Source organism: Bradyrhizobium sp. LB8.2, assembly GCF_040548035.1.
Taxonomy (GTDB): Bacteria; Pseudomonadota; Alphaproteobacteria; order Rhizobiales; family Xanthobacteraceae; genus Bradyrhizobium.
The window spans coordinates 146,731-172,769 of record NZ_JBEPQV010000013.1 but is presented as its reverse complement, the minus strand read 5'-3'; the positions used below and the strand labels follow the sequence as shown (position 1 = coordinate 172,769).

Genomic DNA, 26,039 nt, shown 5'->3' with positions numbered 1-26,039 from the left:
CATCGTAGCCGGATTGTGCTATGCTGGCCGGGTCTAGCCAACCGGAGCAGTCGTCATGTCGATGCAGAATGTGGCCGCCCCTGCGCTCGGCTTCACTCCGCCCAAGCGCAACGAGCTGACACACATCCCCGGCGACGAAGGCTGGCCGATCATCGGCAAGACCTTTCAGGTGCTCGCCGACCCCAAGGGGCATATCGAGGCGAACGGCGCCAAATACGGCCCGGTCTATCGCACGCATTTTTTCGGCGAGACCAATGTCGTGCTGCTTGGCCCCGAGGCCAACGAACTCGTGCTGTTCGACCAGCAAAAGCTGTTCTCGTCCACCCACGGCTGGAACAAGGTGCTTGGCCTGCTATTTCCGCGCGGCCTGATGCTGCTGGATTTCGACGAGCACCGGCTGCACCGCAAGGCGCTGTCGGTCGCGTTCAAGTCCGGGCCGATGAAGTCGTATTTGGGCGATCTCGACCGCGGCATCGCCGCGCGCGTCGCGCAGTGGAAGGCGAAGCCCGGCGAGATGCAGCTTTATCCGGCGATGAAGCAGCTCACGCTCGATCTCGCCGCGGCGTCCTTTCTCGGCGCCGATATCGGGCCGGAGGTCGACGAGGTCAACCGCGCCTTCGTCGACATGGTCGCCGCCGCCGTCGCCCCGATCCGCCGGCCGCTGCCCGGCACGCAGATGGCGGCCGGCGTCAGGGGCCGCAAGCGCATCGTCGGCTATTTCCGGGAGCAGATTCCGCTGCGACGCGGCAACCACGGCGGCGATGATCTGTTCTCGCAGCTCTGCCGCGCAACCCACGAGGACGGCGCGCTGCTCTCGGAACAGGACATCATCGACCACATGAGCTTCCTGATGATGGCGGCGCACGACACGCTGACATCGTCACTGACGTCGTTCGTCGGCGAGCTCGCGGCAAACCCCGACTGGCAGGACAAACTGCGCGCGGAAATTATGGCGCTGGGGCTCGCCCCCGATGCGCCAAGCAGCTTCGACGATCTCGAAAAGATGCCTCTGTCGGAGATGGCGTTCAAGGAAGCGCTGCGGATCAAGCCGCCGGTGCCCTCGATGCCGCGCCGCGCGATGCGCGATTTCACCTTCAAGGGCTTTACGATTCCGGCCGGCACCGCGATCGGCGTCAATCCGCTTTACACCCACCACATGAACGACATCTGGCCGGAGCCGGATCGCTTCGATCCTTCTCGCTTCACCGAGGAGGCGCAACGCAACCGTCACCGCTTCGCCTGGGTGCCGTTCGGGGGCGGCGCGCATATGTGTCTCGGCCTGCACTTCGCCTACATGCAGGCGAAATGCTTCGCGCGGCACTTCTTGCAGAACATCGAGGTGTCGCTGGAGCCCGGCTACAAGCCGGACTGGCAGATGTGGCCGATCCCGAAGCCGCGGGATGGGTTGCGGGTAAGGGTGAAGGCGGTTTAGTGCTCGCCTCTCGTGTCCCGGACGCGCGAAGCGCGAGCCGGGACCCAGAATCTTGAGTCACATTCAGCTCTGAGAGATGGGCCCCGGCTCTGCGGTGCGGCACTTCGCGCCGCACCGCGTCCGGGGCACGAGAGCGCCTACGCCCCCTGATCGAACGCCTTGCGCAGGGCCACGTAGCCCTGCTGCTGCTGAGTCCAGTTGCGGCCGCCGGTCATCGCGCCGTCAATGACGAGGTCATGTCCGTTGATGAAGCTGGACTCGTCGCTGGCCAGGAACACCGCGGCGTGGGCGATGTCGTCAGGAAGGCCGGCGCGCGGGATCGGCTGCGCGGTCTTGTAGACCTCGCGCATCACCGCCGGCGTCTTCTCCGCCGCATCGGTCGAAAGCCCAAGCGCCTTGCCGAAAATGCCGGTCGCGATGGCGCCGGGCGAGATTGAGTTGACGCGCACGTTGGACTCGCCGAGTTCCATCGCCACGCATTTGGTGAGATGGATCACCGCCGCCTTGGCCGCACCATAGACCATCGAGGACGAGAAACCGGCGAGACGGCCAGCGATGCTGCCGTTGTTGATGATGCTGCCAAAACCCTGCTTCTTCATGTGGGGCGCGGCGTGCTTCATGCCGAGCATGACGCTGCGCACCAAGGTCGCCATCGCCGCGTCGAAGCGCTCGACCTCGAGGGCTTCGACGCCACCGGTCTGCGCCGGGCCGCCGGCATTGTTGAACAGGCAGTCGATGCGGCCGAATTTGTCCACCGCGAGCCCGATCAGCGCCTGCATCTGCGCTTCGACCGTCACATCCGTCTGGCGGAAGACGCAAGCCGCCCCGAGCTGCTTCGCCAGCGCCTCGCCTTCCGGTATACGCCGGCCCGCGATCACAATTTTGGCACCTTCGGCAACGAAGACTTCCGCAGTCCGCAACCCGATCCCGCTCGTCGCGCCCGTGATCACCGCGACCTTGCCATCCAGCCTGCCCATGGAATGTCCCTGTTTTCGAACCTCTTGAACCCAAATGGCGGACACCGATCGATCCCGGCGCCGCGACACTCGGCGCCACAGCAGGCACTATTCCTGCCGGCTTCCGACAAGGCAAGCTTTGCTTGCGCCGGCGGCATGCGTAACATTCCCGGCGACCGCTCGATTGTCGCACGCATATCGCAACCGGACTGCGCATGGGGAAGCTGATCGACGAATTCCGCAAGGGCTGGCGGGGCGCGGCACCGCCATCGCTCGGCTTGAGCCTTGCGTTTGCGGTCACCTGCCTGCTGGTTGCGACGCTGGCGCGCTGGGCTCTCGCCCATATGCGGCCCGACGTCTATTTCACGCCGTATTTCCCGGCCGTGTTCTTTGCGGCCGCGTTCGGCGGCTTCCGCATCGGCGTCATCACGGCGCTGGTCGGCGGCGTGCTCGGCGTGGTCGTGAATTTCGGCGATGCCTTGGCCGATCCCTCGCGATTTGCCCTGCTGGCGCTCTATTGGGCGGTCTGCGCGCTGACCATCTGGGGCGTCGAGCACTATCGCTCGCTCCTCGTCGAGCAGCGCCGGATTTCCAGACGCCTGATCGAGGAAGAAGACTACCGCAAGCTGCTGGTCGACGAGCTCCAGCACCGGCTGAAGAACAAGCTGTCGACGGTGCATGCCGTGCTGCATCAGGTGCTGCACGATCAGCCGCAAATCTGGGCCCGGATTGATCCGCGGCTGCGGTCGCTTGCCGCGACCGATGATTTGATCTCGCGGATCGACAAGGCCGGCTGCGACATTCGCGACCTCCTGATCTCCGAGCTCGGCCCTTACGGCCATGTCCGCTTCTCCCTCAACGGCGACCGGCTGTTCCTGCCGCCGAAGCTCGCGGTCACCCTGTCATTGATGTTTCACGAGCTCGCCACCAACGCAGGCAAATATGGCGCGTTCTCCGCGCCGCGCGGATTGCTGCAGGTGTCATGGACCGTCAGCGACGACCGTCTGACCGTCACCTGGGATGAAACCGAGGGCCCGAGCGTGGACAAGGTCTCCGAGCCCGGTTTCGGCACCAAGCTGTTGAAGTCGGCACTGTCGGCCTTCGACGGCAAGTCCGAGGTCTTCTATCTCAGGACCGGACTTCATTGCACCATGCAATGCCGCATCCCCAAAGGCGGTTAGACACAGCGCAAACGAAAGCCGATCGCGCGCGGTTTCGCTCGGCGCGTTGACCCGCTGTTAATGACGATGGGCTGCGCGCGTCGCATCGCCGCAAAACACCCCCGTATTTCTCCGGACCCCTTAACCAAACTTAAGAGGGAACTGCGCAAGATCGCGCCATTGCAAATGCGCGCTGAAACAACAAGATTCATGACTTCTATGAACGACAACAAATATTCCGGCGCGAGTGAAGCCGAACTCGGATTCCTCAAGGAAATCGTTAGAATGCTGCCTGCCGGCCTGACCGTGCAGGACGCGCAAGGCGAATTTCTCCTGGTCAACGATGTCGCAGCCGCCCAGCTCGGCATGGACGGCAGCCGTCCCTCACCCAATCTCACGCCGCGCCGGGAAGCTTGCCAGCGGGCCCTGAGCTCCGGCCAGCCGGTCGTCGCCGAGGAAGCGCTCCACGACGGAGCCGCACGCCAGGTGCTGCTCACCACCCATCGTCCGATCCGCCTCGACGGACGCGAACTGCTGATCTCGGCCTCCTCCGACATCACCGAGCAGAAGAATTTCGAGGACCAGCTGTTCCGCTCGGCGTATTTCGACGAGCTGACCGGGCTGCCTTCGCGGCGCGTGATCGAACATCGCGCCACCAGCCTGCTCGCGCAGGGTCGCGCCGGCGAGCGCTTTGCGCTCGCCTTTCTCGACGTCGACAATTTCAAGCACATCAACGATTATTACGGCCACGCCGTCGGCGATGCCCTGCTAGCCGAGCTGTCGAAGCGGCTCGGGCGCGACTTGCGCGATTCGGACATGCTGTCGCGCATCTCCGGCGACGAATTCCTGCTGCTGCTGTCGCCGATCCAGAGCCAGGAGGAAGTCGCCGAATTCATGCAGTCGACGCTGGAGCGGCTGACGGCGCCGTTCTTCATCGACAATTCGGAAGTCTTCGCCTCCACCTCCGTCGGCATCAGCCTCTATCCCGATCACGGAAGCAGCTTCGAGACGCTGCGTCAGAACGCCGACATCGCGATGTACCGCATCAAGAATGACGGCAAGGGATCGGCGGCCTTCTTCGACTCCAGCATGGAGCGCGAGGCGCTGGCGCGGATGAAGATCGAGCAGTCGCTGCGGCAGGCCATCCTGGAGAAGCGCTTCTGCTGCGCCTTCCAGTCCAAGGTCGACATCCGCACGCAGGACGTGAAGGGCATCGAGGCCCTGGTGCGGCTGCGCGACGACGAAGGTGTGATCCAGGCACCCGGCTCGTTCATCAATCTTGCCGGCGAACTCGGGCTGATCGACGAGCTGACCCATCTCGTGCTCGCCGAAATCGTCAAATCGATCGACCTGATCAACGAGACGTTTGGCGCGGAAGCGACCATCAGCATCAACGTCGCGGCCAAGCAGGCCGGCAACCCCGAATTCATGCGCAGCTTTGCGCAGGCGCTCGACGACACCGGCTTTCCGCAGCGTTTCATGATCGAGGTGACGGAAGACGCCTTCGTCGCCAAGAATCATTTCCAGGCCGAAATCCTGCCGATGTTCCGCAAGCTCGGTGTCGGCATCTCGATCGACGATTTCGGCACCGGCTATTCCTCGCTCTCTGCGCTCGCCGACATCACCGCCGACGAGATCAAGATCGACCGTTCTTTCATCACCGACATTCACAAGCGCCCGCGCAACCAGGGCATCCTGCGTGCGATCGAATCCTTGAGCGAAGCGCTCGGGATGACCGTGATCGCCGAAGGCATCGAATCCTACGAGGAGCTCGCCTATCTCCAGGCTGCAACCAAGATCCGCTACGCGCAGGGCTATTATTTCGCCCGGCCGATCTTCCTGGAGGAGCTGAAGCTCGCAACGCCCGTCTCCAGCGAGGCCCGGGCGAACGTCGCAAGCCGGCCGACGCAGCAGAACCGCCAAGGCTATTCGCGCGCGAGCGGCTATCGGCGGTAACCGCTCCGCCTTCCACACCCTTGCTTTGCAAAGCATGCTCAGCCCGATCCGAGGATGACATCGGCGCACCGGCAGGTCCGGCGCTGCCGATTTCTTCGGCAGGGGCAAGCCGCCACGCACGCGTCAACACAGTGCACACGCGCTCCCGCGCAAGGCGGCCGTAAGGTGTAATTGCAATGTTCGCACCGTTGTGCAAATCGCTATGGCCGAGAAACGTTAAATCAGGAGGGACCATCGTGCGTCGTTCACTCATCATAACAACAGCCATTCTCGCCTTCGCCGCGAGCACCTCCGCACGGGCCGACGATCTCAAGATCGCGCTGATCTACGGCAAGACCGGCCCGCTCGAAGCCTACGCCAAGCAGACCGAGACCGGCCTGCAGATGGGCTTTGAATACGCCACCAAGGGCACCATGACGCTCGACGGCCGCAAGATCGTCGTCATCACCAAGGACGACCAGGGCAAGCCCGATCTCTCCAAGGCCGCGCTCGCGGAAGCCTATCAGGACGACAAGGTGGACATCGCGATCGGCACGACCTCGTCGGCCGCGGCACTCGCGATCCTGCCTGTCGCCGAGGAGAACAAGAAGATCCTGATCGTCGAGCCCGCGGTCGCGGATCAGATTACCGGCGAGAAGTGGAATCGCTACATCTTCCGCACCGCGCGTAACTCGTCGCAGGACGCGATCTCCAACGCGGTCGCGATCGGCAAGCAGGGCGTCACCGTGGCAACGCTGGCGCAGGACTACGCGTTCGGCCGCGACGGCGTCGCCGCGTTCAAGGAGGCGCTCGCCAAGACCGGCGCGACGCTGGCCGCCGAAGAATATGCCCCGACCTCGACCACCGACTTCACCGCGGTTGGCCAGCGCCTGTTCGACGCGCTGAAGGACAAGCCGGGCCGCAAGGTGATCTGGGTGATCTGGGCCGGCGCCGGCAATCCTCTGGCAAAGCTCCAGGACATGGACCCGAAGCGCTACGGCATCGAACTGTCCACCGGCGGCAACATCCTGCCGGCGCTCGCGGCCTACAAGGGCCTGCCCGGCATGGAAGGCGCCACGTATTATTTCTATGAGATTCCGAAGAACCCGGTGAACGACTGGTTCGTCGCCGAGCACCAGAAGCGTTTCAAGTCGCCGCCGGACTTCTTCACCGCGGGTGGCTTCGCCGCCGCGATGTCCGTCGTCGCCGCCGTGACCAAGGCGAAGTCGACCGACACCGAGAAGCTGATCACGGCCATGGAAGGGCTGGAGTTCGACACGCCGAAGGGCAAGATGATGTTCCGCAAGGAAGACCATCAGGCGCTCCAGAGCATGTATCACTTCAAGGTCAAGGTCGATCCGAACGTCGCCTGGGCCGTGCTCGAGCCGGTGCGCGAGCTGAAGATCGAGGACATGGACGTTCCGGTCCGCAACAAGCGCTGAGCTGTCTTGCTTCACCTCTCCCGCTTGCGGGAGAGGCCGGGAGAGGGCTCTGTCCTCTTGTGGGTTCTCGCCTGCGGAGGCACCCTCTCCCCAGCCCTCCCCCGCAAGCGGGGGAGGGAGCGCACCGCGACCGCGGATCGTTTCCTCCTCTCATCATTTGCCAGACCAATGACGCTAACCCTCGAAACCCGCGACCTGACCATCCGCTTCGGCGGTCATGTCGCAGTCAACAGCGTCACCTGCAGCTTCCGCCCCGGCGAACTCACCGCGATCGTCGGCCCGAATGGCGCCGGCAAGACCACCTATTTCAACCTGATCTCCGGACAGCTTCGCGCATCAAGTGGCAGCATCCTGTTCGACGGTACCGACATCACCCAGCACTCGGCGCCGATGCGGACGCGCGCAGGCCTGGGGCGCGCCTTCCAGCTCACCAATCTGTTTCCGAACCTCTCGGTGGAGGAAAACGTCCGCCTCGCCGTGCAGGCCGCCGACGGCACGCATTACGACATGCTGCGGCCCTGGACGGTCCGCCGTGAGCTGATCGCCCGTGCTGATGCGATTCTGGATCAGGTCGCGCTCGGCGGCCGTCGCGGCGTGGCAGCGACCGCACTGTCGCATGGCGATCAGCGCAAGCTCGAGGTCGCGCTGATGATTGCGCTGGAGCCGAAGGTGTTCATGTTCGACGAGCCAACCGCAGGCATGAGCATCGACGAGGTGCCGGTGGTGTTGAACCTGATCGCGCAGCTCAAGCAGGATAAAAGCAAGATCATTCTCCTCGTCGAGCACAAGATGGACGTCGTCCGCTCGCTCGCCGACCGCATCATCGTGCTGCATAACGGGCAACTTGTTGCCGACGGGCCACCGGCCGAGGTGATCGCGTCACCGATCGTGCAGGAAGCTTATCTGGGCGTCGCACCCAGGAAAGCTGCAGGGGAGAAAGCTGCGGGGAGCGCGGCATGACCGACCTGCTCCAGCTCTCCGGCGTGCACACCCATATCGGCCGCTATCATATTCTCCAGGGCATCGATCTCGCCGTCGCGCAGGGGCAGACCACGATGCTGCTCGGCCGCAACGGCGCCGGCAAGACCACGACGCTGCGCACCATCATGGGCCTCTGGCAGGCCTCCTCCGGCGAGATCAGCCTCGCCGGCGAGCGCATCGAGAGCCGTGCGACGCCCGACATCGCGCGGCTCGGCGTCGGCTACGTGCCGGAGAGTATGGCGGTGTTTTCCGACCTCACGGTGAAGGAAAATCTGGTGCTGGCGGCGCGCGACGGACCGCTCGACGACGCCCAGCTCGACTGGATTTTTGGTTTCTTCCCGGCGCTGCGCCGGTTCTGGCTGTCGCGCGCGGGAAGTCTGTCGGGCGGACAGAAGCAGATGTTGTCCATCGCCCGCGCCATCATCGAACCGCGCAAGCTCTTGCTGATCGACGAGCCGACCAAGGGGCTGGCACCCGCGATCGTGATGGCGCTGATCGAGTGCCTGAAGGAGATCAAGCGCAAGGGCGCCACCATCCTGATGGTCGAGCAGAATTTCTTTGCCGCCCGCGAGCTCGGCGACAACGTGCTGGTGATGGACAACGGCACCATCGTTCATCGCGGCGAGATGGCGGCCTTGGCCTCCGACGTACCGCTGCAGGAGCGGCTGCTCGGCCTGAGCCTGGAGGCGCATCAGTGACTGAACTCGCCGCAACCGATCCGCTGCCGAAGCCGAAGCGCGACATCGCGCCGATCCTGCTGCCGATCGCGGTCGCCCTCGTGATGATCCCGCTGATCGGCTCCCCCAGCACCTGGCTGACGCTGACGGCCGCCAGCCTGGCGATGGGCATGATGATCTTCATCATGGCCTCCGGCCTCACACTCGTGTTCGGCCTGATGGACGTGCTCAATTTCGGCCATGGCGCCTTCATCGCGGTCGGCGCCTATGTCGCGACCCTAGTGCTGGCGCCGTTCGCGGCCTCCCTTCAGGCGGATTCGCTGTGGATGAACCTCGCGGTGCTGGCGCCGGCGGCATTGCTGTCGATGGCGGTCTCCGGCGCGCTCGGCCTGATCGTCGAGCGGGTGCTGATCTTGCCCGTCTACGGCCAGCATCTAAAGCAGATCCTGATGACGACGGGCGGCCTGATCGTCGCCGAGCAGACGCTCTATGCGGTGTGGGGGCCGCAGATCATCCCGACGCCGCTGCCGACCTCGCTGCGCGGCTCCTTCATTTTCGGCGACGTCGCGATCGCCAAATACCGCGTGCTGGCGATGCTGATCGGCCTCGCCGTCTTCATCGCGATCCAGCTCGTGCTCAACCGGACCAAGCTCGGACTTCTGATCCGCGCCGGCGTCGAGAACCGCGAGATGGTCGAGGCGCTCGGCTATCGCATCCGCCGCCTGTTCCTCGGCGTGTTCATGACGGGATCGGCGCTGGCCGGCCTCGGCGGCGTGATGTGGGCGCTGTATCGCGAGCAGGTGCACGCTTCCATGAGCGACGACCTCACCGTCTTGATCTTCATCGTCGTCATCATCGGCGGCCTCGGCTCGATCGGCGGCTGCTTTATCGGCGCGATCCTGGTGGCGATGGTCGCCAATTACGGCGGCTTCCTGGTGCCAAAACTCGCTCTCGTCTCCAACATCCTGCTGATGGTCGCCATTCTGATGTGGCGGCCGCGCGGCCTCTATGCGGTGACCAGCCGATGATGATCCTCTCGGGCGATCCGCCGCGCAGCCGCGTGCTCACACTCGTTCTCCTCCTCATCATCCTGGCGTTGGTGGCGACGCCGTTCCTGTTCCCCGGGGCGAAGGCGTTGAACGTTGCGGCCAAGATCTGCGTCTTCGCCGCGCTGGTCGCCTCCTATGATTTGCTGCTCGGCTATACCGGCTCGGTGTCGTTCGCACACACCATGTTCTACGGGATCGGCAGCTACGCGATCGCGATCGCACTGTATGGGATGGGCCCGAATTGGGCCGCGGTTGCAACCGGCATCGTCGTCGGCCTGCCGCTCGCCGCGCTGCTTGCGCTTGCGATCGGACTGTTCTCGCTGCGGGTCGCCGCGATCTTCTTTGCCATGATCACGCTCGCGGTCGCGTCCGCCTTCCAGGTGCTGGCCTCGCAGCTGTCCTGGCTGACCGGCGGCGAGGACGGCCGCAGCTTTCAGCTGCCGGAGCTGCTGCGCCCCGGCACGGTGCTGATCTCCAGGAACGTGCTCGGCTTCGAGGTCAACGGCCGCATCCTGACCTATTATCTGCTGTTCGCCGTCTCGGCGGTGATGATCCTCGCCTTGCTGCGGGTGGTGAACTCGCCGTTCGGGCGCGTGTTGCAGGCGATCCGCGAAAACCGTTTCCGCGCCGAGGCGCTCGGCTTCCGCACCGTCTTCCACCTGACCTACGCCAACTGCCTCGCCGCACTGGTGGCCGCCGGCGCCGGCATCCTCAATGCACTGTGGCTGCGCTATGCCGGCCCCGATACCTCGCTCAGCCTCTCGATCATGCTGGACATCCTCCTGATGGTCGTGATCGGCGGCATGGGCACGATCTACGGCGCGATCATCGGCGCCACCATTTTCATCCTTGCCCAGAACTATCTGCAGTCGCTGATGGGCGTCGCCTCCAAGGCGGCGTCGGAAGCCGGCCTGCCGCTGCTGCCGGGGCTGTTGCATCCCGACCGCTGGCTGCTGTGGCTCGGGCTGCTCTTCATCGCCAGCGTCTACTTTTTTCCGACCGGCGTGGTCGGGCGGCTGCGCAATGGCGGTGGCGACAAGAGCGCTGATACCTCGCATTAACGCGCGGTTAGTGATGCAGCGCAGCGGCTTGCTGAACACGACTGGGATCGCGCAACGAGATTAATGCTTAGGTAACTGGCTTTCCTAAGCTTTGCGCCATTTGTGCGGCGTATTCCTGTCCCTCCAGGGAGGGGGAATGCGCCAGGTCTTGTCAGGGGTCGCAGCAGGAATGTCCCTAGCCGTGAAGAACGGCTGGGAGGCAGCGATTCGCCGCGGACCCGTGCTGTGGCTGACCCTGTGCGGCGTGTTGCTGGTCGCTGGGATCTTCGCCGTGACCGCCATGGCGGTCGGCGAATTTCGCGAACGAACCCTGGCCAATCGCGAGCGCGAGCTGGAAAACACGGTGCAGCTGATCGCGCGGCACTTTGATCAGCAATTCGAAGATTCCGACGTCGTCGCCGCCGATGTGATCGGGCAGATGAACCTGCCGGAGATCACCTCACCCGCGATGTTCCGCGAGCGGATGTCGGGGCCTGCCGCCAACCAGATGCTGCGCAGCAAGATCAGCGCGGTGTCCTACCTCGGCGACATCGTCATCTACGATGCGGAGGGTGAGATCGTCAATTGGTCGCGCGCCCAGCCGCTGCCCACGATCAACATCGCTGCCCGCGCCTATTTCCAGACTTTCAAGTCGGACCCGCGATCCGAGCCGGTGCTGCTGGAATCCGTGCGCAGCTACGTCATCGGCAAATGGACCACGGTCGTCGCGCGACGTCTGAACATGCCGGACGGCACTTTCCTCGGCGTCCTGGTGCGCCGGATCGATCCCGACAATTATCATCGCTATTTTGCTTCCGTGGCGCTCGGCGAAGGCGCGGCCATTTCGCTGTTCGACCGCGAAGGCAAGATGCTGGCGCGCTACCCGCATGTCGAAGACCTGATCGGCAAGAACTTCAAGGATGCGCCGTTGATGCGCAAAATGCTGACCGAAGGCGGCCGGCACACCCTGCGCGTCAAAGGTCCGATCAACGGCGAGGACCGCCTCGGCTCGGGGGCGTCGCTGTCGCATTTCCCGCTGGTGATCGTCGCGACCAATACCACGAGCGCCGCGTTGGCCGATTGGCGGCAGCAGACCGGCTTCATGGTCACCACGGCCGGGCTTTCGGCCACGGTGATCGCGCTGATCCTGTTCCTGATCGTTCGACAGATCAACCAACAAAACCGCGAGGCGCAGCAACGGCTGGAAGCGGAGCGCGGGCGGCTCGACACGGCTCTGAACAACATGTCGCAAGGGCTGATCCTGTACGACGCTGCCGGATACATCGTCACCTGCAACCGCCGCTACGCCGACATGTTCGGCCTGTCTTCGGACGTCATCAAACCCGGCTGCCACATCCATCAGGCGATGCACCATCGCAAGGAGCGCGGTGCATTCGACGGCGACGTCGAGGCGTTTTGCGCCGACGTCATGAGGGTCGTCGCTGAAGGCACGGTTTCCACCAGGATCCACGAGCTGCCCAACGCCCGCGCTTTCCAGGTCATCAATACGCCGCTCGCGCAGGGCGGATGGGTGGCCACGATCGAGGAGATCACCGAGCGGCGCAACCTGGAGCAGGAACGCGACCGCAACTACATGTTCCTGCGCGAGATCATCGACCATATCCCCTCGCAGATCACGGTGAAGGATGCCCACACTCGGCAATATCTGCTGATCAACCGGACCGCCGAGGAGCAATTCAACCAATCGGGTGAAGAGATCGTCGGCAAAACTCCCTTCGACTTGTATCCGGACGCCACCGCCATGGTCGTTACCGACGACGACAGCAAGGCGTTGCGGGAGACCAAGGGATTGCTCAAGGGCGAGCACCCCTGGCAAAGCCAGACCAAGGGACTCCGCTACATCACCTCAACCCGGATCGGCATTCGCGATAAATCCGGCGAGCCGCGCTATCTCATCAATGTCGTCGAGGATGTCACCGAACGGCGTCGCGCCGACGAGAAGATCGCGCATATGGCGCATTACGACGCGCTTACCGACCTGCCGAACCGGGTGCTGTTCCGCGACCAGATCGAACACGAGCTGGAGAAGGTCGCCGGCGGCGGTCAGTTCGCGTTGCTCTATATCGACATCGACGAATTCAAGGGCATCAACGATTCGCTCGGCCATCACGTCGGCGACGAGTTGTTGAAGGCGATCGCGGGCCGGATCCGCGGCTGCCTCGGACAAGGCGACCTAATCGCGCGGCTTGGCGGTGACGAATTCGCGGTGATCCAGACCGGGATCGAGTCGTCTGCCGACGTGGTGTCATTCGTGACGCGGATCTTCGAGGCGATCCGACGGCCCTATCATTGCTTCGGTCATCAGCTCTCCACCGACGCCAGCATCGGCATCGCGCTGGCGCCGCAGGACGGCACCGATCTCGACCAGCTCATCAAGAATGCCGATCTCGCGATGTACGGCGCCAAGGGCGAAGGACGCCGCACCCACCGCTTTTTCGAGCCGGAGATGGATGCGAGCGCCAAGGCGCGCCTGAGCCTGGAGCAGGATCTGCGCCAGGCCCTGGTGACCGGCGGTTTCGATATTCACTATCAGCCGCTGGTTGATCTGCGCAGCAACGAGGTCGCCGGCTGCGAGGCGCTGCTGCGCTGGCGGCATCCCGAGCGCGGCATGGTGTCGCCGGCGGAGTTCATTCCGATCGCCGAAGACACCGGCCTGATCAACGAGCTCGGCGACTGGGTGCTGCGCATGGCCTGCAACGAGGCCGCGACCTGGCCGTCGCATGTGCGTGTCGCGGTCAACGTCTCGCCGGTGCAGCTCAAATGCGACACGCTGGCGCTGCGGATCGCCGGCGCGCTCGCCGCTTCCGGGCTCGCCCCATCCCGGCTCGAGCTCGAAATCACCGAGGCCGTGCTGATCCGCGACGACGAGGCGGCGCTCTCGATCCTGCATCAGCTCCGCGCGATCGGCGTGCGCATCGCGCTCGACGATTTCGGCACCGGCTACTCATCGCTCAGCTATCTCAAGCGCTTCCCGTTCGACAAGATCAAGATCGACCGCTGCTTCGTAGCTGATATCGCGGAGACGAGCGGCGCGCCCGTGATCGTGCAGGCGGTGGTGAACATCGCCGCCGCCAGCAACATGACCACGGTCGCGGAGGGCGTCGAGACCGAGGCGCAGCGCGAGATGCTGCGCGCGCTCGGCTGCACGCAGATGCAGGGCTATCTTTTCAGCAAACCGAAGCCCGCCGGCGAGGTGCGAAAGCTGTTCGGCCAGGGCGATGGCTTGCCCCAAGCCTTAACGGTCCAAGCCTTGCCGGTCCAAGCCTTGCCGGTCCAAGCCTTGCCGGTGGCGGCGGTGGCCTGATGGCGAAGCCAGCCAAAATTCCACCCAAGACCGTCGACGTTGCGGATTCCTATGCCGTGCGGCTGATGCAGCATCTGGTGGTGCCGACTTTCGTGATCGACCCGAAGCGCCGCGTCGTGATCTGGAATCGTGCCTGCGAGCGACTGACCGGAGTGGCCGCCTCGGAGGTGATCGGCACCAATAAGCACTGGCAAGCGTTCTACGAGACCAAGCGCCCTTGCCTCGCAGACCTCGTCGCGCTCGACCGCCCGGAACAGCTGCCGGAGTTCTATTCGGAATATGCCGCACGCGGCCATAACGGGCTCGGCTTCAGCGCCGAGAACTGGTGCGTGATGCCGAAGCTCGGCAGCCAGCTCTATCTCGCCATCGATGCCGGCCCGATTCACGACGAGGCCGGCCATCTGATCGCGGTGGTGGAGACGCTGCGCGATCTCACCGACCAGAAGCGCGCCGAGATGGCGCTGAAGGAGCTTGCCACCAAGGACGGGCTGACCGGCCTGTCGAACCGCCGCTCGTTCGATCAGATGCTGTTGAGCGAATGGGCCCGCGCCCAGCGGACGCAGAAGCCGATGGCGCTGCTGTTCGTCGACGTCGATCATTTCAAGCTGTTCAACGACCGCCACGGCCACCAGAGCGGCGACGAATGCCTGCGCGCGGTCGCTGCCGTCGTCAGCCGCCATGCCGTGCGCCCGCTCGATCTTGCCAGCCGCTATGGCGGCGAGGAATTCGCGCTGATCCTGCCGGACCTGGATTGCGACGCCGCCCGCGTCATCGCCGACGAGATCCGCCGCGCCGTCATGGCCTTGCGGATCACCCATGGCGCCGACGGGGCCGGCGACCACGTCACCCTCAGCGTCGGCGTCGCCAGCCACATTCCGGGCGAAATCGACGGCAGCCCCGACCGGCTGCTGGGCGCGGCCGACGAGGCGCTCTATGCGGCCAAACGGCTCGGCCGCAACCGCGTCATCTGCGCCGAACGGCTGCTCGCCGAATTCGCCGGGCTCGGCCGGGACATCCTGCCGGTTCCCGGCCGCATCGCCCGCAAATCAGCCTAGCTGGAGACGGCGGAAGCGGTTGCCCGCTCCCGGCCAATCGGCTAAATGAACCCCACTGCACCCGTAGCTCAGCTGGATAGAGCGTTGCCCTCCGAAGGCAAAGGTCACACGTTCGAATCGTGTCGGGTGCGCCATTTCGGTATGGAATCGCGAACATCGGCAGCCGCCGATTCAACGCCTGCGGCGTGATAGGCCTCCGCCGCAGTTCGGTTTTGCGACGCCAAAGGCGCTGTTCGACCAGAGCGCGCGAGCGACAATGTGGTTGTCACTTTGGGGCGCCATCCAACCTTCTGAAAATTCGTCCATTCCTTTCGGAACATGCGCCGAATCTTCCCGCGAACCTGCCCGACTTTCGTGCGTTGTCGACTCGGAACTCGGACCGGTCGGTTCTCCGACTTTCGGATCGCCCGTCACGAGGTGGCTGTCTGCTCGGTCGGCAAAGGATACGACCAATGTTCCGGACATTTCCGACCGCCGGTCGACGTGCTGCAGAAGAGCGCCAGCCGCTGGTTGTCGACGAGCAGGAGGTCAAGCGCGCTGTTGCTGCCACCGCGATGGGCAACGCGATGGAGTGGTTCGACTTCGGCGTCTACAGCTACCTTGCAGTCGTTCTTGGCAAGGTCTTTTTCCCCGGCAGCGGCGACGGATTGATCTACAGTCTGGCCGCGTTCGCGGTCGCCTTTCTGGTTCGCCCGATCGGTGGGTTCTTCTTCGGAATGCTCGGTGACCGGATAGGTCGCCGGAGCATACTTGCCATCACGATCATCTCGATGGCGGTGGCCACCTTCACGATTGGCCTGATCCCGAGCGCCGCGTCGATCGGCATCTGGTCGCCTGTTCTGCTCTACGTCGCCCGTCTGGTGCAGGGCTTCTCCACCGGCGGCGAGTACAGCGGTGCCTGCACGTTCGTCACCGAGTTCGCGCCCGATCGGCGCCGCGGTTTCCTCGCATCGTTTCTGGAGGTCGGCACCATCTCTGGATTTGTGGCGGGAGCGGCGCTCGTCACCGGCCTGACGGCGACGCTCGGCGACGCGGCGATGGAGTCATGGGGCTGGAGGGTACCGTTCCTGCTTGCCGGTCCACTCGGGCTCATTGGGCTCTATCTGCGGCTCAGGCTCTCGGAGACGCCAGCCTTCGCTACAATGGACGAACGGGCGCATGCGCGGTCTGGCGGGAGCCGATTGCACGACATCGTCATCGAGCACAGCCGGGTCTTTCTGCTCTGCATGGCCGTGGTGGCGGCGCTCAACGTCACCAATTACCTGGTGCTGACCTACATGCCGAACTACCTGTCGGGGACGCTCGGCTACGACACCAAGCACAGCCTCTTGCTCAGCCTGCTGACTATGCTGGTGATGCTAGTGGCGATCCCGTTCGTGGGGCGGCTTGGCGACCGGATCGGGCGACGTCCAGTGCTGCTGGCAGCCTGCGTCGGCTATTTGGTGTTGTCGTTACCATCACTGTGGCTGCTACAACAGGGCTACATCGCAGCGACCCTGCCAGGGCTCCTGATCCTCGGCCTGTGCCAGACGCTCTTCATCGGTACGACACCGTCGACGCTACCGGCCATGTTCCCAACGGCAATCCGCTACGGCGGGCTGTCGATCGCGTACAACTTGTCCGCCTCACTGTTCGGCGGAACGGCGCCGCTGGTGGCGGAGTGGTTGGTGCGCACCACAGGCGACGATTACATGCCGGCCTACTACGCGATGCTGGCTGCGCTGGTTGGACTGCTTGCCGTGCTGCTCATGCGTGAGACGTCTGGGCAGCCGCTGGAGGGATCGGCGCCGACCATCAGCGCCGACGAGGCGCACGGCCTGCAACCCGCGGCCGCCGTCGCGGAATGAGCGCAGCCCGCCCCCTCATGCCGGCGCGCGAAAGCGAAGCCAGGGGCGTGACCAGAGACATCTTCAAAGAGACATCTTCAGAAAGGACAGCGAGCCAGAGAGCTAATGTTGTTGGCGCCCGATCGTAGGTCTGGAAACCTCTTCGTGCTTGGGAGTATCGCCTCATAGCGCCACGGCGAATACGTAGTGCCCACCTTCATCGGCCGTGGTGCGCCAGTAAACTCAGTCAGTTAGGCAGCTGGCCTCCCGCCCCTTTGTGGTGGATAAGCGCCCGCCAGTTCTTCTTCCGCTGCGGCAGCAAAGGTTGCCATTCCACACCATCAAGCCTGCCCTTAGCCCAGATCGCCGCGAGCGATTTAGCGGGCACGTTGACCGGCGAAGCAAGAAGCATGGATCGATTGCCGGGGACCAAGTCGAAGCCCATCCCGGGACCGCACCATGTCTACGGCTTCCTTACGACGCCGCCGAACACACCCGTCGAGCCGATCCGTCCTCAAGGGCATGCCGGTCATCCGCACCACAGATGAGGAGCGCGAGGTCTGGATGTGCGCGCTTGGGACGAAGACGGCGCTGCACCGGCCGCTGCCCGATGCCTACCCTGCGCATTGTCGCCTTCAACGCGATTGAAGGTTGGCCCAAGGACGCAACCTCCGAAGTTGGCACGGCACCGCCTGGAACTTGCCGATCACGATCATGTCCATGAGTTGCCACTTCATGTCGGATTGTGTCTCGATAAGAATTTCGCTATTGCGAAGTCGATGAAGCCGTCGGAAAACTATCGGCCAGACATTGACGGGCTGCGTGCCGTCTCAATCCTGCTGGTCGTCGGCTATCACGCGCACCCTTGGATGCTGCCCGGCGGCTTCGTCGGCGTTGACGTCTTCTTCGTCATCTCTGGCTTTCTGATCACGCGGATACTGCTGACGCCTGGTGGCATCTCGCTCGCGGCATTCTACGGCCGCCGGATCAAGCGCATCTTTCCGGCCCTGATCGCCGTGCTGCTGGCCACCTATGCGCTCGGATACGCCATCCTGCTGCCTCCACAGTTCCGGCTGCTCGGAGAGAACATCGTCGCCAGCGTTCTCTTCGCCTCAAACCTGTTCCAGCTCGGGCAGGCCAGCTACTTTGCGCCACTCGCCGGAGAGAACGCGCTTCTCCACCTTTGGTCGCTCGGTGTCGAGGAACAGTTCTACATCTTTTGGCCGCTGGCGCTCGGCCTGCTGGCGCGCTCGCCGCACCGGCGTCAATACATCCTCGGCGCCATCGCGCTGTCGCTGGTGGCGGGCGTGGCTCTGGCCAGGACGAACTTGGAGTGGGACTTCTACGCCCCCTTGCCGCGGGCATGGGAACTGCTGATCGGCGGGCTCGTGGCCGAGGCCAACCTCGTCCGAAAAAGCAGGAGCAACCTTCTCGGCGCGATTGGCCTTGGTGCCATCGCATCTTCCGCTCTGCTGTTCGATCGCGCGATGGCCTTTCCGGGGGCGCTGGCATTGCTCCCCGTTATCGGCGCTGCACTGGTGATCGCGTCGCCAAATGCCGCGGTCAACCGCGTGCTATTGTCGAGCCGGCCCGCCGTGCTGCTCGGTCTCATCAGCTACCCACTCTATCTCTGGCACTGGCCGCTGCTGGCCTATCTCGGAATTGTACGGCACGGGGTTCCGAATTTCATCGAGATATGGGCCGCAGTTCTCGCCGCGACCGTGTTGTCAATCCTGACCTATCGCTACATCGAATCGCCGGTCCGTCATCGGCGCAATACCGCGCCGGCTTTGTCGATCGCGCTGGCCTCGGTCGGCGTGATCGGAATCGTCACGATCCTCTCCGCCGGCTTTGTCTCGCGATTTCCGCTGGCGCTACAGGCAATCGCGACCGTCAGCACCGATGACAATCCCGCATTCAGGGACCACTGTTTCCTGGAGGCACCGGGGAGCAGCTTTGATGCGAACTGCATCGAGCAGGGCGACAAGCCGCTGCTCCTGCTGTGGGGCGATTCATCCGCCGCGGCCCTCTATCCGGCCGCGGCGGATGCGGCAAGGGAAGCCTCGTTCCGCGTGGGGCGTTTGAATGCGCCGGGCTGTGCGCCGATCCTCGATGCGGGACCGAATGCATCCTGCGTCGAGAGCAACGGCAGGGCCATTGCCGTCATCAAGGAATCTCACCCCGATATCGTCGTGCTGCATGCGATGTGGGGTTTCGATACCGACCTGAACAAGCTCGGCAGCACCATCGCCGCGCTTCGGAGCACCGGGGTAGCGCGCGTGGTCATCGTCGGGCCGCCGCCGGTGTGGAAGCGCACACTGCCGCACGCGATCATCAACCACTATCGCTTCGCGCACGAGATTCCTGACCGGCTCGGCGCCGGGGTATCCGGGCCTGCAGAGGATGATCTGATGGGCGCTTTCAGCAAATCCGCCGGCGTCGATTATGTGTCGTTGCGGAAGGTGCTGTGCGATGAGCGGCAACAATGCCTCGTGCGCACGCCGGCCGGCGAGGTGATCGTGACCGATACGATACATCTGTCACCGGGCGGGGCTAGGCTGGTACTCGATGCCGTGGGGCGGGATCTGTTTCGGCAGGCTGCCTCTCCTAGCGCCGTCTTGCACTGATCCAATGGCTGGAAATTTCAATGACTTACGGATCAAGGCCACACTCGCCTGCTCCGCGACTGCCAATGGTCGATACTTTACACGCTCGAACGCACGGCACATGCCCAACCGGGCCCGCGCTCACGTCAGCATCGAGATGATCGCCTGGATCTGGTCGGAAGCCGACGTCACCAGTCCGTCGTACGACGTCTGACCGTGTGCGGCCGCCTTCAGGATGCATTCGGCTACGGCCGCTTTCAGGCCGAACACCGACTGGTCGGCCGGCACGCTCGCCATCACGGCCTCCAGCGCCTGGCGCATCGTCTGAATGAGCTCGGAACTGTATTGCATTGGCTGTCCCTCCGCGAACTCATATTAGATCGCGTGGTCATGCTTGCCACTCACAAGCCTGAGATTGCTCTGTGAATCACACGTCACCTCGCGCTTCTCGTCGCGCAATTGTATCATCTGTCCATGAGCGAATCCGACACCGTGACCGGCGATGCCTCGCCCGTCCGCAAGATCATCCATATCGATATGGATGCTTTCTATGCGTCCGTGGAACAACGCGATAATCCGGACCTGCGCGGAAAGCCGGTTGCAGTGGGAGGCTCCGCGGAACGCGGCGTCGTCGCGGCCGCCAGCTATGAGGCCCGCACGTTCGGCGTTCGCTCTGCCATGCCGTCCGTGACTGCGAAGCGACAATGTCCCGATCTGATCTTCGTCAAGCCGCGCTTCGAGGTCTACAAGGCAATCAGCAGGCAGATCCGCGACATCTTCGCCGAGCACACTCCCATCATCGAGCCGTTGTCGCTCGACGAGGCCTATCTCGACGTGACGGAAAACCTGCAAGACATTCCGCTGGCGCGGGACATCGCACTGCGGATCCGCGAGAGGATCAAGGCCGAGACGGGCCTCAACGCATCGGCGGGCATCTCCTACAACAAATTTCTGGCCAAGCTCGCCTCCGATCATCGCAAGCCCAACGGTCAGTTCGTGATCTCGCCGGAGATGGGACCCGCCTTCGTCGAGGCGTTGCCCGTCGGAAAATTCCATGGCATAGGCCCGGCGACCGGCGCGAAGATGAACGCGCTCGGCATGTTCACCGGCCTCGATATTCGCAATCAGACGCTGGAGTTCATGAATGCGAATTTCGGCAAGTCGGGCGCCTATTACTATTGGATTTCGCGCGGTGTCGACGAACGGCCGGTCCGGGCCGACCGGGTCCGCAAGTCAATCGGCGCGGAGACCACGTTCTCGATCGACCTCAACGCATTCGACGCGCTGGTCGCCGAGCTCAAGCCGCTCGTCGACAAAGTGTGGCGCCATTGCGAAGCGACCGGCAACCGGGGCCGCACCGTCACCTTGAAGATCAAATTTGCCGACTTCGAGATCATCACGCGCAGCAAGTCCGCACCTTCGCCGGTTGCGGGCCGGGACGATCTGGAGCGGTTGGCTTGCGGCCTGCTCGAATTCGAAATGCCGCTACCCAAGCGCGTCAGGCTGCTGGGGGTATCGCTGTCTGCCCTCCAGATGGGGGACGCAGAGCCGCAGCTGACTTTCGGCATTTGATCCTGGCGGTTCTAAACCCGTCCTGATCGGTGGCGGGATTCAGAACCGCCACCGTCGAGATCGATAGGCCCAGACCTGTCAATGCCTCACGTGCTCGAACACCACGATCACGCCGGTCGGCTCGGGCTCATGCGCCATCAGGCGGGTCAGTTCGGGATCGCCCCAGTTGGCGAGGCTGACGACTTCGCCGCTCTGGCGCTCGGTGCCGGGCGGCGCCGTGGGCTCGACGACCTTCAGCCCCATATCGTCGACAAAGAAAGTGTGCTCGCCGAACATGCTGTTGAGCTGCGGCATGGCGGGATGCTCGTCGGGCAGCACCTGAGCGCCGAGCTGGTTGACGGTCTGCTTCACCTGTTCGGATGTGAGCTTCATGAGCTGCTCCGTTTCTGTCACGTCGGTTTCATTGAGCTGAGCCAGAGCAGGTTCCCTGCGTCGATGTTCGCCTGGCTCAATCTCCCGAACGGGTGCTGCGCACAAATGTTCCGACAGAATTCATTTCGTGATCGCGAGTTTCATTCGCCGCGCTCGCGGCACGAGATCGCCACAGGATGTCCACGATCCGGCGATCGAACAATGCTACTCGGCGGCTTCGACGATCCGGATGTCCCGGTCCGCGCCGTCGCCGAGCAAATCGTGAGCCGCCCATGCGTTGAACGGCGCCTGCACTTTTGCGAGATCACCCTTGGACTTGATCTCGTCGGCGATGTCGAGGCCGGCATCGCGCAGGCAAGCCACGACGTCTTTGAGGTGACAAAGCCGTCCCAGCCGACGAAGCGCTCCTGAAGCGGCCCGCAGCTTCCATCGAGGCGGCGCCCGACTGGCTCACATCCTTGGATCGGATTGCCGATCCTAGCCTGGCGAGACCTTGAGTGGCGGCAGGTTGATCATGCTCTGGAGCACTTCGCCGACCATGATCAGATGGGTGCCATGGCCGGCATATTGCTGCTTGAGGTCGGCGAGATAGGTGTTGGCGACGTTGAGCCACTGCGCCAGCGTGCGCGCGAGCAGCAGCGCTCAAGTTCACGGCAAGCCCGGCTATCGCGACAGGCGCTTGGCGAGGTGGATCGACTACCAGTCTCCCAGGCCGTACGTCACACACGACCGCGTTCAAGTGGTCTCGCGCTGTCCGACGCGCCGTTCAGGCCGCGCCGCCGTCATCGACTGTTCCTCGCTGTCCTGCGGTTGGTTGGCGTGATCGTCCGTCCCACTCCCTGAAAGAAGCCCAATCCCCCGACTGAACCCGAAGACATCGCACATGACAGCCGCAGGGACCGTTGCCCCGCCTTCTGCGTCACACGCGAGAGAGTGAAGGCACCTCCTCCGGCACGATCGCCTGGAGGCCGCCGAAGCGACGCTCGCGACCGTGGAAGGAGACCAGGGCCGCGGCGAGATCGCCCGCGTCGAATTCAGGCCACATCCGCTCGGTGAAGTGCAACTCGGCGTAGGCGCCTTCCCAGAGCAGGAAGTCCGACAGCCGCTTCTCACCCGAGGTGCGGATGATGAGATCGACGTCGCGCAAACCGGCCTCGCCGGTGACGAGCTGCGAGAACGCCTCGCGGGTGAGACTGGTCAGCGCCGCCGCCTTCCCCGCTGCGTTGAGGATGGCATCGCGGGCGGAATAGTCGACGGCGATGCGCAGATGAAGCGTGCTGCCATGCGCGGTGGCCGCCTCGGCGCGCGCAATCGCGTTGGCGATGCCGTCGGGCAGGCGGTCGCGGCGGCCGATCACGGTGAGGCGGACGCCGTTTTTCACCAGGCTCTGCACCTCGTTGGCGAGATAGAAGCGCAAGAGCGTCATCAGCGCGGCGACTTCGGCCTTCGGCCTTCGCCAATTGTCGGTGGAGAATGCGTAGAGCGTCAGCGTGCCGATGCCCTGCTTGGGTGCGACCTCGACGATGCGGCGGATCGCCTCGACGCCGGCCTCGTGGCCGCGCATGCGCGACAGGCCGCGCCGCGTCGCCCATCTGCCGTTGCCGTCCATGATGACGCCGACGTGAAGCTTCTCGTTGCGGGATATAAGGTCGCTTTGCATTGCAAAGTCTCCGGTCAAAAAAGGGAAGATCAAGTCGAGACGATACCGAGACGGCCGAGCGGCGTCGCCTCCCGGCCGGCGGCCTTGGCCGCGTCGCGCACCAGGCGTTCGAGCACGGTGAGATAGTCGAGGAAGCGGCGGCGGCCGGCCTTGGTCAGGCGGCAGGTCGTGTGCGGGCGATTGCCCTCATAGCCCTTGGTCACCTCGACGAGGCCGGCTTCCTGGAGCACGGCGAGATGCCGGCTGAGATTGCCGTCGGTGAGGCCGCAGAGTTGCTTGAGATCGGCGAACGCCAGACCCTTCGGATGCGCCATCAGCGAGGTCAGAAGCCCGAGCCTCGCCTTCTCGTGGATCACGCGGTCCAGTCCTTCATAAGAGAAGGGCGCGCTGTCAGTCTTCGACATCATGGTCTCCGGACGCGAAATACAGAATGCCCGCCATCACCGACTGCCCGATCACGAAGGGCAGGCCCATGGTCCATGGCGACAGCGTGTGGGTTTGGCTCGCCAGCACCACCACCGCAAAGCCGGACATGAAATACCAGGCGCCGGCGAGTGCGACGGTGCGCGGCAGCGAGCGGACGGAGGCGAAAATGCCGAGCGACACCAGGATCTGCCACAGGCCCGGCAGCAACCACAGCGTTTCGCCCGCGAACTTCCACATCACCACCGCAAGCAGAACACCGGCCACACCTGCGGGCAGGAACTGCTCGACTGCCTGGTGAATCATGGCGTCGGCGAGACCCGAGTGATGGCGGCGCGAACGTGCGCGCATCTCGACGCCGATGATCAGGCCGGAGAGCGCGGCGGCAATGAACCAGCCGAAGAAGAAGCCGAGCGGCTCGCTGGTGGGATCCCCGAGCAGCCAGAATTGCAGGATTGCGGTGAGAAGCGCGACCGCGCCGGTCGCGGCCATCGTCGCCGAGCCGTAACCGCGGAATGCCGTGCCGGCCGCGATCTGGCTGCGGATCGCCACGATGTCGGCCAGTGCCTTGTCGAGATCGCGCATTGGCAACGCCAAAACCTCGTTCCGCCCACGCTTGCCGGGAATGCTGGTCCCGTTACTTTGTATTGCAAAGTATATAGGATTGCAAAGTAAAGGCAAGCCGGAAGGTCGCTCCGAGACCGCCTGCACGGCCCGACAACTGCCGGTTGCGCAGCACCTCCTCTCGCAGCTAAGATGCGCGCAAAAGCGTTCCCGGGGGAAGGTATGTGGCTTAAGTCATTAATCGTTGCGTGTTTATTGCAGGTGAGCATCTTCAGCGCAGCGCATGCGGCCGGGCCGTTCGGCAGCGTCAAGGTCGGTAACTGGATCGGCGGCGCGTTCAGCAATGATGAAACGGGAGCTTTCTCGCATTGCGCCGCGACGACACCTTACGCGAACGGCGTCATCCTTGTCGTGGGTTACAATGCTGCCGGCATATGGTCGCTGGCCTTTGCGAGTCCCAGCTACCGCTTCAACAAGGGCGAGAACGCCGCGATTGACGTCATCTTCGATGGACAGGAGCAGGCCAGACTGTTCGCCACGGCCAACCAGACGAACATGCTCACGGCCGTCATGCCTGCCAACGTCGTGCGAACGTTCCAGAAAGCGAGCCTGATGGTCGCGACGGCCGGCCGCGCGGTCCTGAATTTCGACCTGACCTCGACCGGGCCCGTGATCGCGGCCCTGGCCAACTGCGCGACCAAGGTGAAGGCCGATGGGCTCAGCAAGGCCGGCGATTTCACCAAGATCGCCGCCAAGCCGCAGCCCGCGCCGGACAAGCAGGCGCCACCGGTCGGCAGCAAAGCTACCAGGGCCAGGAGCGGCACCGGCTTTGTGGTCAGCGCGAACGGCCACGTCGTCACCAACAACCATGTGATCGACGGCTGTGTCGGCGACATCAAAGGCAATCTCACCGGTGAGGCCTCGATGGCGCTGCGCATGGTGTCGAGCGACGCGAACAACGATCTCGCCCTCTTGCAGGCGCCATCGACCATGACCTTCAAGGACTTTGCGCGGATTCGCGACCGCTCGATCCGCTCCGGCGATTCCGTCATCGTAATCGGCTTTCCCTTCCATGGCCTGCTCACGTCGGACTTCACCGTGACGACCGGTATCGTGAGCTCGCTCAGCGGCATGCGCAACGACACGCGTTTCCTGCAAATCAGCGCGCCGGTGCAGCCCGGCAACAGCGGCGGCCCGCTGTTCGACACCACCGGTCAGATCGTGGGCGTTGTCACCGCAAAGATCCCCGTATTGCGCATCGCCGCCGCGACCGGCAACATTCCCGAGAACATCAACTTCGCCATCAAGACCGGCGCGCTGCGCGACTTCCTCGACAACAGCGTGGTGCCCTACCAGACCTCCGAGCCCAAGGGAGAGCTCAAGGGAGAGCTCAAGACCACCGACATCGCCGGCAACGCGCGGCCCTACACGATGCTGATCTCGTGCAACGGGACCGAGCAGGCCGACGCCAAGCGGTAGCGACAACGCGGGCTACGTCTGCGTAGCCCGGATTCCGCTTCCGCGCCATCCGGGCGCCCAGGTCAAACCGCGAGCTCCTCAATACGGCGCGACGGGCCGCACGCGCCGGGACGACCGCGATTGCGGCAGAGGCGCCTGACCGTAGGCGACACGCGGATTGGGCCCGCAATACAGCAGCCGTCCAGACACGCTGGCCTGGCACTGCTCATAGGTGCTGTAAGCACACTCACCGGGATAATCATATTCCCCGCCCTGGGCGCACCATGGGTAGTCGCGTGCCGCCGCGGGCGTGACAGTGGCGAAGCCGGCAAGGACTGTCGCGCCTAGGCCCACAAGCGCCAATTGTGTCTTGCGCATGATCCCAACTCCTCTCCTCACAGCGCGAGATACGCGCCATATTGCATCAGGTTTCGCCACGCCGTTTTATTCCAGATCGACGGGTCTTGGCACCCAAGAAAAAAGCCCTGCCGAACGGCAGGGCTCCA

Annotated in this window: 21 protein-coding genes, 1 tRNA gene and 2 pseudogenes; 15 read left to right on the top strand and 9 right to left on the bottom strand. The window is 64.0% G+C overall.

Translation table 11 applies throughout. The features are described from left to right. Positions 1 to 55 precede the first annotated feature (55 nt). Positions 56 to 1,432, top strand: coding sequence for a cytochrome P450 (locus ABIB06_RS18085; protein ID WP_354049067.1), 1,377 nt, complete (start codon positions 56 to 58; stop codon positions 1,430 to 1,432). Positions 1,433 to 1,569: 137 nt separating this feature from the next. Here the strand turns inward: ABIB06_RS18085 and ABIB06_RS18080 are convergent, their stop codons facing one another. Then, positions 1,570 to 2,409, bottom strand: a complete 840-nt coding sequence (locus ABIB06_RS18080) for an SDR family NAD(P)-dependent oxidoreductase (protein ID WP_354049066.1) — start codon at positions 2,407 to 2,409, stop codon at positions 1,570 to 1,572. Between the two features lie 194 nt (positions 2,410 to 2,603). On the opposite strand from ABIB06_RS18080, the gene ABIB06_RS18075 reads away from it, so the two are divergent. The 12 genes from ABIB06_RS18075 to ABIB06_RS18015 all read left to right on the top strand — a co-directional run bounded on the left by ABIB06_RS18075 (position 2,604) and on the right by ABIB06_RS18015 (position 19,505). Continuing rightward, positions 2,604 to 3,569, top strand: a complete 966-nt coding sequence (locus ABIB06_RS18075; protein ID WP_354049064.1) for a sensor histidine kinase — start codon at positions 2,604 to 2,606, stop codon at positions 3,567 to 3,569. A 198-nt stretch (positions 3,570 to 3,767) separates the two neighbouring features. After that, on the top strand, positions 3,768 to 5,504 hold the full coding sequence (locus tag ABIB06_RS18070; protein ID WP_354049062.1) for a putative bifunctional diguanylate cyclase/phosphodiesterase: 1,737 nt from the start codon (positions 3,768 to 3,770) through the stop codon (positions 5,502 to 5,504). Positions 5,505 to 5,740: 236 nt separating this feature from the next. Further along, positions 5,741 to 6,925 carry a substrate-binding domain-containing protein gene (locus ABIB06_RS18065; RefSeq protein ID WP_354049061.1) on the top strand — a complete coding sequence of 395 codons (1,185 nt, stop codon included), beginning with the start codon at positions 5,741 to 5,743 and terminating at the stop codon, positions 6,923 to 6,925. Between the two features lie 168 nt (positions 6,926 to 7,093). Continuing rightward, a complete protein-coding gene (locus ABIB06_RS18060) occupies positions 7,094 to 7,885 on the top strand; it encodes an ABC transporter ATP-binding protein (protein WP_354049060.1) in 792 nt (263 codons plus the stop codon). Beyond that, positions 7,882 to 8,604 (top strand): ABC transporter ATP-binding protein, encoded by a 723-nt coding sequence (locus ABIB06_RS18055; protein ID WP_354049058.1) that lies wholly within the window; start codon positions 7,882 to 7,884, stop codon positions 8,602 to 8,604. Before ABIB06_RS18060 ends, ABIB06_RS18055 begins: the two co-directional genes overlap by 4 nt. Beyond that, positions 8,601 to 9,611 (top strand): branched-chain amino acid ABC transporter permease, encoded by a 1,011-nt coding sequence (locus tag ABIB06_RS18050; protein WP_354049056.1) that lies wholly within the window; start codon positions 8,601 to 8,603, stop codon positions 9,609 to 9,611. Before ABIB06_RS18055 ends, ABIB06_RS18050 begins: the two co-directional genes overlap by 4 nt. Then, entirely contained in the window at positions 9,608 to 10,693 is a 1,086-nt protein-coding gene (locus ABIB06_RS18045; RefSeq protein ID WP_354049054.1) for a branched-chain amino acid ABC transporter permease, read from the top strand. The genes ABIB06_RS18050 and ABIB06_RS18045 overlap by 4 nt, the downstream gene beginning before the upstream one ends. 136 nt (positions 10,694 to 10,829) lie before the next feature. Then, a complete protein-coding gene (locus ABIB06_RS18040) occupies positions 10,830 to 13,997 on the top strand; it encodes a bifunctional diguanylate cyclase/phosphodiesterase (RefSeq protein WP_354049052.1) in 3,168 nt (1,055 codons plus the stop codon). Then, complete coding sequence (locus ABIB06_RS18035) at positions 13,997 to 15,052, top strand: sensor domain-containing diguanylate cyclase (protein WP_354049051.1); 1,056 nt, start codon at positions 13,997 to 13,999, stop codon at positions 15,050 to 15,052. The genes ABIB06_RS18040 and ABIB06_RS18035 overlap by 1 nt, the downstream gene beginning before the upstream one ends. Before the next feature lie 57 nt (positions 15,053 to 15,109). Beyond that, positions 15,110 to 15,186 (top strand) — tRNA-Arg (locus tag ABIB06_RS18030). Positions 15,187 to 15,504: 318 nt separating this feature from the next. Then, on the top strand, positions 15,505 to 16,899 hold the full coding sequence (locus tag ABIB06_RS18025; RefSeq protein ID WP_354049030.1) for an MFS transporter: 1,395 nt from the start codon (positions 15,505 to 15,507) through the stop codon (positions 16,897 to 16,899). A 758-nt stretch (positions 16,900 to 17,657) separates the two neighbouring features. Next, positions 17,658 to 19,505: an acyltransferase family protein gene (locus ABIB06_RS18015; RefSeq protein ID WP_354049028.1), complete on the top strand. Its 1,848-nt coding sequence runs from the start codon at positions 17,658 to 17,660 to the stop codon at positions 19,503 to 19,505. Between the two features lie 120 nt (positions 19,506 to 19,625). Here ABIB06_RS18015 and ABIB06_RS18010 read toward each other — a convergent pair whose 3' ends face one another. After that, a complete protein-coding gene (locus ABIB06_RS18010; RefSeq protein ID WP_354049026.1) occupies positions 19,626 to 19,835 on the bottom strand; it encodes a hypothetical protein in 210 nt (69 codons plus the stop codon). A 123-nt stretch (positions 19,836 to 19,958) separates the two neighbouring features. Between ABIB06_RS18010 and dinB the strand changes: the two genes are divergently transcribed. Beyond that, positions 19,959 to 21,056, top strand: coding sequence for a DNA polymerase IV (gene dinB / locus ABIB06_RS18005; protein WP_354049025.1), 1,098 nt, complete (start codon positions 19,959 to 19,961; stop codon positions 21,054 to 21,056). A 78-nt stretch (positions 21,057 to 21,134) separates the two neighbouring features. Here the strand turns inward: dinB and ABIB06_RS18000 are convergent, their stop codons facing one another. The 6 genes and pseudogenes from ABIB06_RS18000 to ABIB06_RS17975 all read right to left on the bottom strand — a co-directional run bounded on the left by ABIB06_RS18000 (position 21,135) and on the right by ABIB06_RS17975 (position 24,096). Then, the gene (locus tag ABIB06_RS18000) at positions 21,135 to 21,428 is read right to left on the bottom strand and encodes a hypothetical protein (protein WP_247351582.1); all 294 of its coding nucleotides are present in this window, start codon (positions 21,426 to 21,428) and stop codon (positions 21,135 to 21,137) included. A gap of 267 nt (positions 21,429 to 21,695) precedes the next feature. Continuing rightward, positions 21,696 to 21,871: pseudogene (locus tag ABIB06_RS17995) on the bottom strand (DNA-3-methyladenine glycosylase I); the annotation flags it as partial. A 34-nt stretch (positions 21,872 to 21,905) separates the two neighbouring features. Continuing rightward, positions 21,906 to 22,070, bottom strand: a pseudogene (locus tag ABIB06_RS17990) (cyclic nucleotide-binding domain-containing protein); the annotation flags it as partial. A gap of 277 nt (positions 22,071 to 22,347) precedes the next feature. Further along, on the bottom strand, positions 22,348 to 23,088 hold the full coding sequence (locus tag ABIB06_RS17985) for a di-trans,poly-cis-decaprenylcistransferase (protein WP_354049022.1): 741 nt from the start codon (positions 23,086 to 23,088) through the stop codon (positions 22,348 to 22,350). Between the two features lie 29 nt (positions 23,089 to 23,117). Further along, the gene (locus ABIB06_RS17980) at positions 23,118 to 23,492 is read right to left on the bottom strand and encodes a transcriptional regulator (RefSeq protein WP_247351578.1); all 375 of its coding nucleotides are present in this window, start codon (positions 23,490 to 23,492) and stop codon (positions 23,118 to 23,120) included. Beyond that, on the bottom strand, positions 23,479 to 24,096 hold the full coding sequence (locus ABIB06_RS17975) for a hypothetical protein (RefSeq protein ID WP_247351576.1): 618 nt from the start codon (positions 24,094 to 24,096) through the stop codon (positions 23,479 to 23,481). Before ABIB06_RS17975 ends, ABIB06_RS17980 begins: the two co-directional genes overlap by 14 nt. A gap of 201 nt (positions 24,097 to 24,297) precedes the next feature. Here ABIB06_RS17975 and ABIB06_RS17970 point away from each other — a divergent pair, with 201 nt between their 5' ends. After that, the gene (locus ABIB06_RS17970; RefSeq protein ID WP_354049019.1) at positions 24,298 to 25,554 is read left to right on the top strand and encodes a S1C family serine protease; all 1,257 of its coding nucleotides are present in this window, start codon (positions 24,298 to 24,300) and stop codon (positions 25,552 to 25,554) included. A 78-nt stretch (positions 25,555 to 25,632) separates the two neighbouring features. Here the strand turns inward: ABIB06_RS17970 and ABIB06_RS17965 are convergent, their stop codons facing one another. Further along, the gene (locus ABIB06_RS17965; protein WP_354049017.1) at positions 25,633 to 25,911 is read right to left on the bottom strand and encodes a DUF3551 domain-containing protein; all 279 of its coding nucleotides are present in this window, start codon (positions 25,909 to 25,911) and stop codon (positions 25,633 to 25,635) included. Positions 25,912 to 26,039 lie beyond the last annotated feature (128 nt).

What these genes read in the sequence shown, in the direction of transcription:
- ABIB06_RS18085 (WP_354049067.1), top strand. Translation starts at nt 56, where the DNA reads ATGTCGATGCAGAATGTGGCCGCCCCTGCGCTCGGCTTCACTCCGCCC.
- ABIB06_RS18080 (WP_354049066.1), bottom strand. Translation starts at nt 2,409, where the DNA reads ATGGGCAGGCTGGATGGCAAGGTCGCGGTGATCACGGGCGCGACGAGC.
- ABIB06_RS18075 (WP_354049064.1), top strand. Translation starts at nt 2,604, where the DNA reads ATGGGGAAGCTGATCGACGAATTCCGCAAGGGCTGGCGGGGCGCGGCA.
- ABIB06_RS18070 (WP_354049062.1), top strand. Translation starts at nt 3,768, where the DNA reads ATGAACGACAACAAATATTCCGGCGCGAGTGAAGCCGAACTCGGATTC.
- ABIB06_RS18060 (WP_354049060.1), top strand. Translation starts at nt 7,094, where the DNA reads ATGACGCTAACCCTCGAAACCCGCGACCTGACCATCCGCTTCGGCGGT.
- ABIB06_RS18055 (WP_354049058.1), top strand. Translation starts at nt 7,882, where the DNA reads ATGACCGACCTGCTCCAGCTCTCCGGCGTGCACACCCATATCGGCCGC.
- ABIB06_RS18045 (WP_354049054.1), top strand. Translation starts at nt 9,608, where the DNA reads ATGATGATCCTCTCGGGCGATCCGCCGCGCAGCCGCGTGCTCACACTC.
- ABIB06_RS18040 (WP_354049052.1), top strand. Translation starts at nt 10,830, where the DNA reads ATGCGCCAGGTCTTGTCAGGGGTCGCAGCAGGAATGTCCCTAGCCGTG.
- ABIB06_RS18035 (WP_354049051.1), top strand. Translation starts at nt 13,997, where the DNA reads ATGGCGAAGCCAGCCAAAATTCCACCCAAGACCGTCGACGTTGCGGAT.
- ABIB06_RS18025 (WP_354049030.1), top strand. Translation starts at nt 15,505, where the DNA reads ATGTTCCGGACATTTCCGACCGCCGGTCGACGTGCTGCAGAAGAGCGC.
- ABIB06_RS18015 (WP_354049028.1), top strand. Translation starts at nt 17,658, where the DNA reads ATGAAGCCGTCGGAAAACTATCGGCCAGACATTGACGGGCTGCGTGCC.
- ABIB06_RS18010 (WP_354049026.1), bottom strand. Translation starts at nt 19,835, where the DNA reads ATGCAATACAGTTCCGAGCTCATTCAGACGATGCGCCAGGCGCTGGAG.
- dinB (WP_354049025.1), top strand. Translation starts at nt 19,959, where the DNA reads ATGAGCGAATCCGACACCGTGACCGGCGATGCCTCGCCCGTCCGCAAG.
- ABIB06_RS18000 (WP_247351582.1), bottom strand. Translation starts at nt 21,428, where the DNA reads ATGAAGCTCACATCCGAACAGGTGAAGCAGACCGTCAACCAGCTCGGC.
- ABIB06_RS17985 (WP_354049022.1), bottom strand. Translation starts at nt 23,088, where the DNA reads ATGCAAAGCGACCTTATATCCCGCAACGAGAAGCTTCACGTCGGCGTC.
- ABIB06_RS17980 (WP_247351578.1), bottom strand. Translation starts at nt 23,492, where the DNA reads ATGTCGAAGACTGACAGCGCGCCCTTCTCTTATGAAGGACTGGACCGC.
- ABIB06_RS17975 (WP_247351576.1), bottom strand. Translation starts at nt 24,096, where the DNA reads ATGCGCGATCTCGACAAGGCACTGGCCGACATCGTGGCGATCCGCAGC.
- ABIB06_RS17970 (WP_354049019.1), top strand. Translation starts at nt 24,298, where the DNA reads ATGTGGCTTAAGTCATTAATCGTTGCGTGTTTATTGCAGGTGAGCATC.
- ABIB06_RS17965 (WP_354049017.1), bottom strand. Translation starts at nt 25,911, where the DNA reads ATGCGCAAGACACAATTGGCGCTTGTGGGCCTAGGCGCGACAGTCCTT.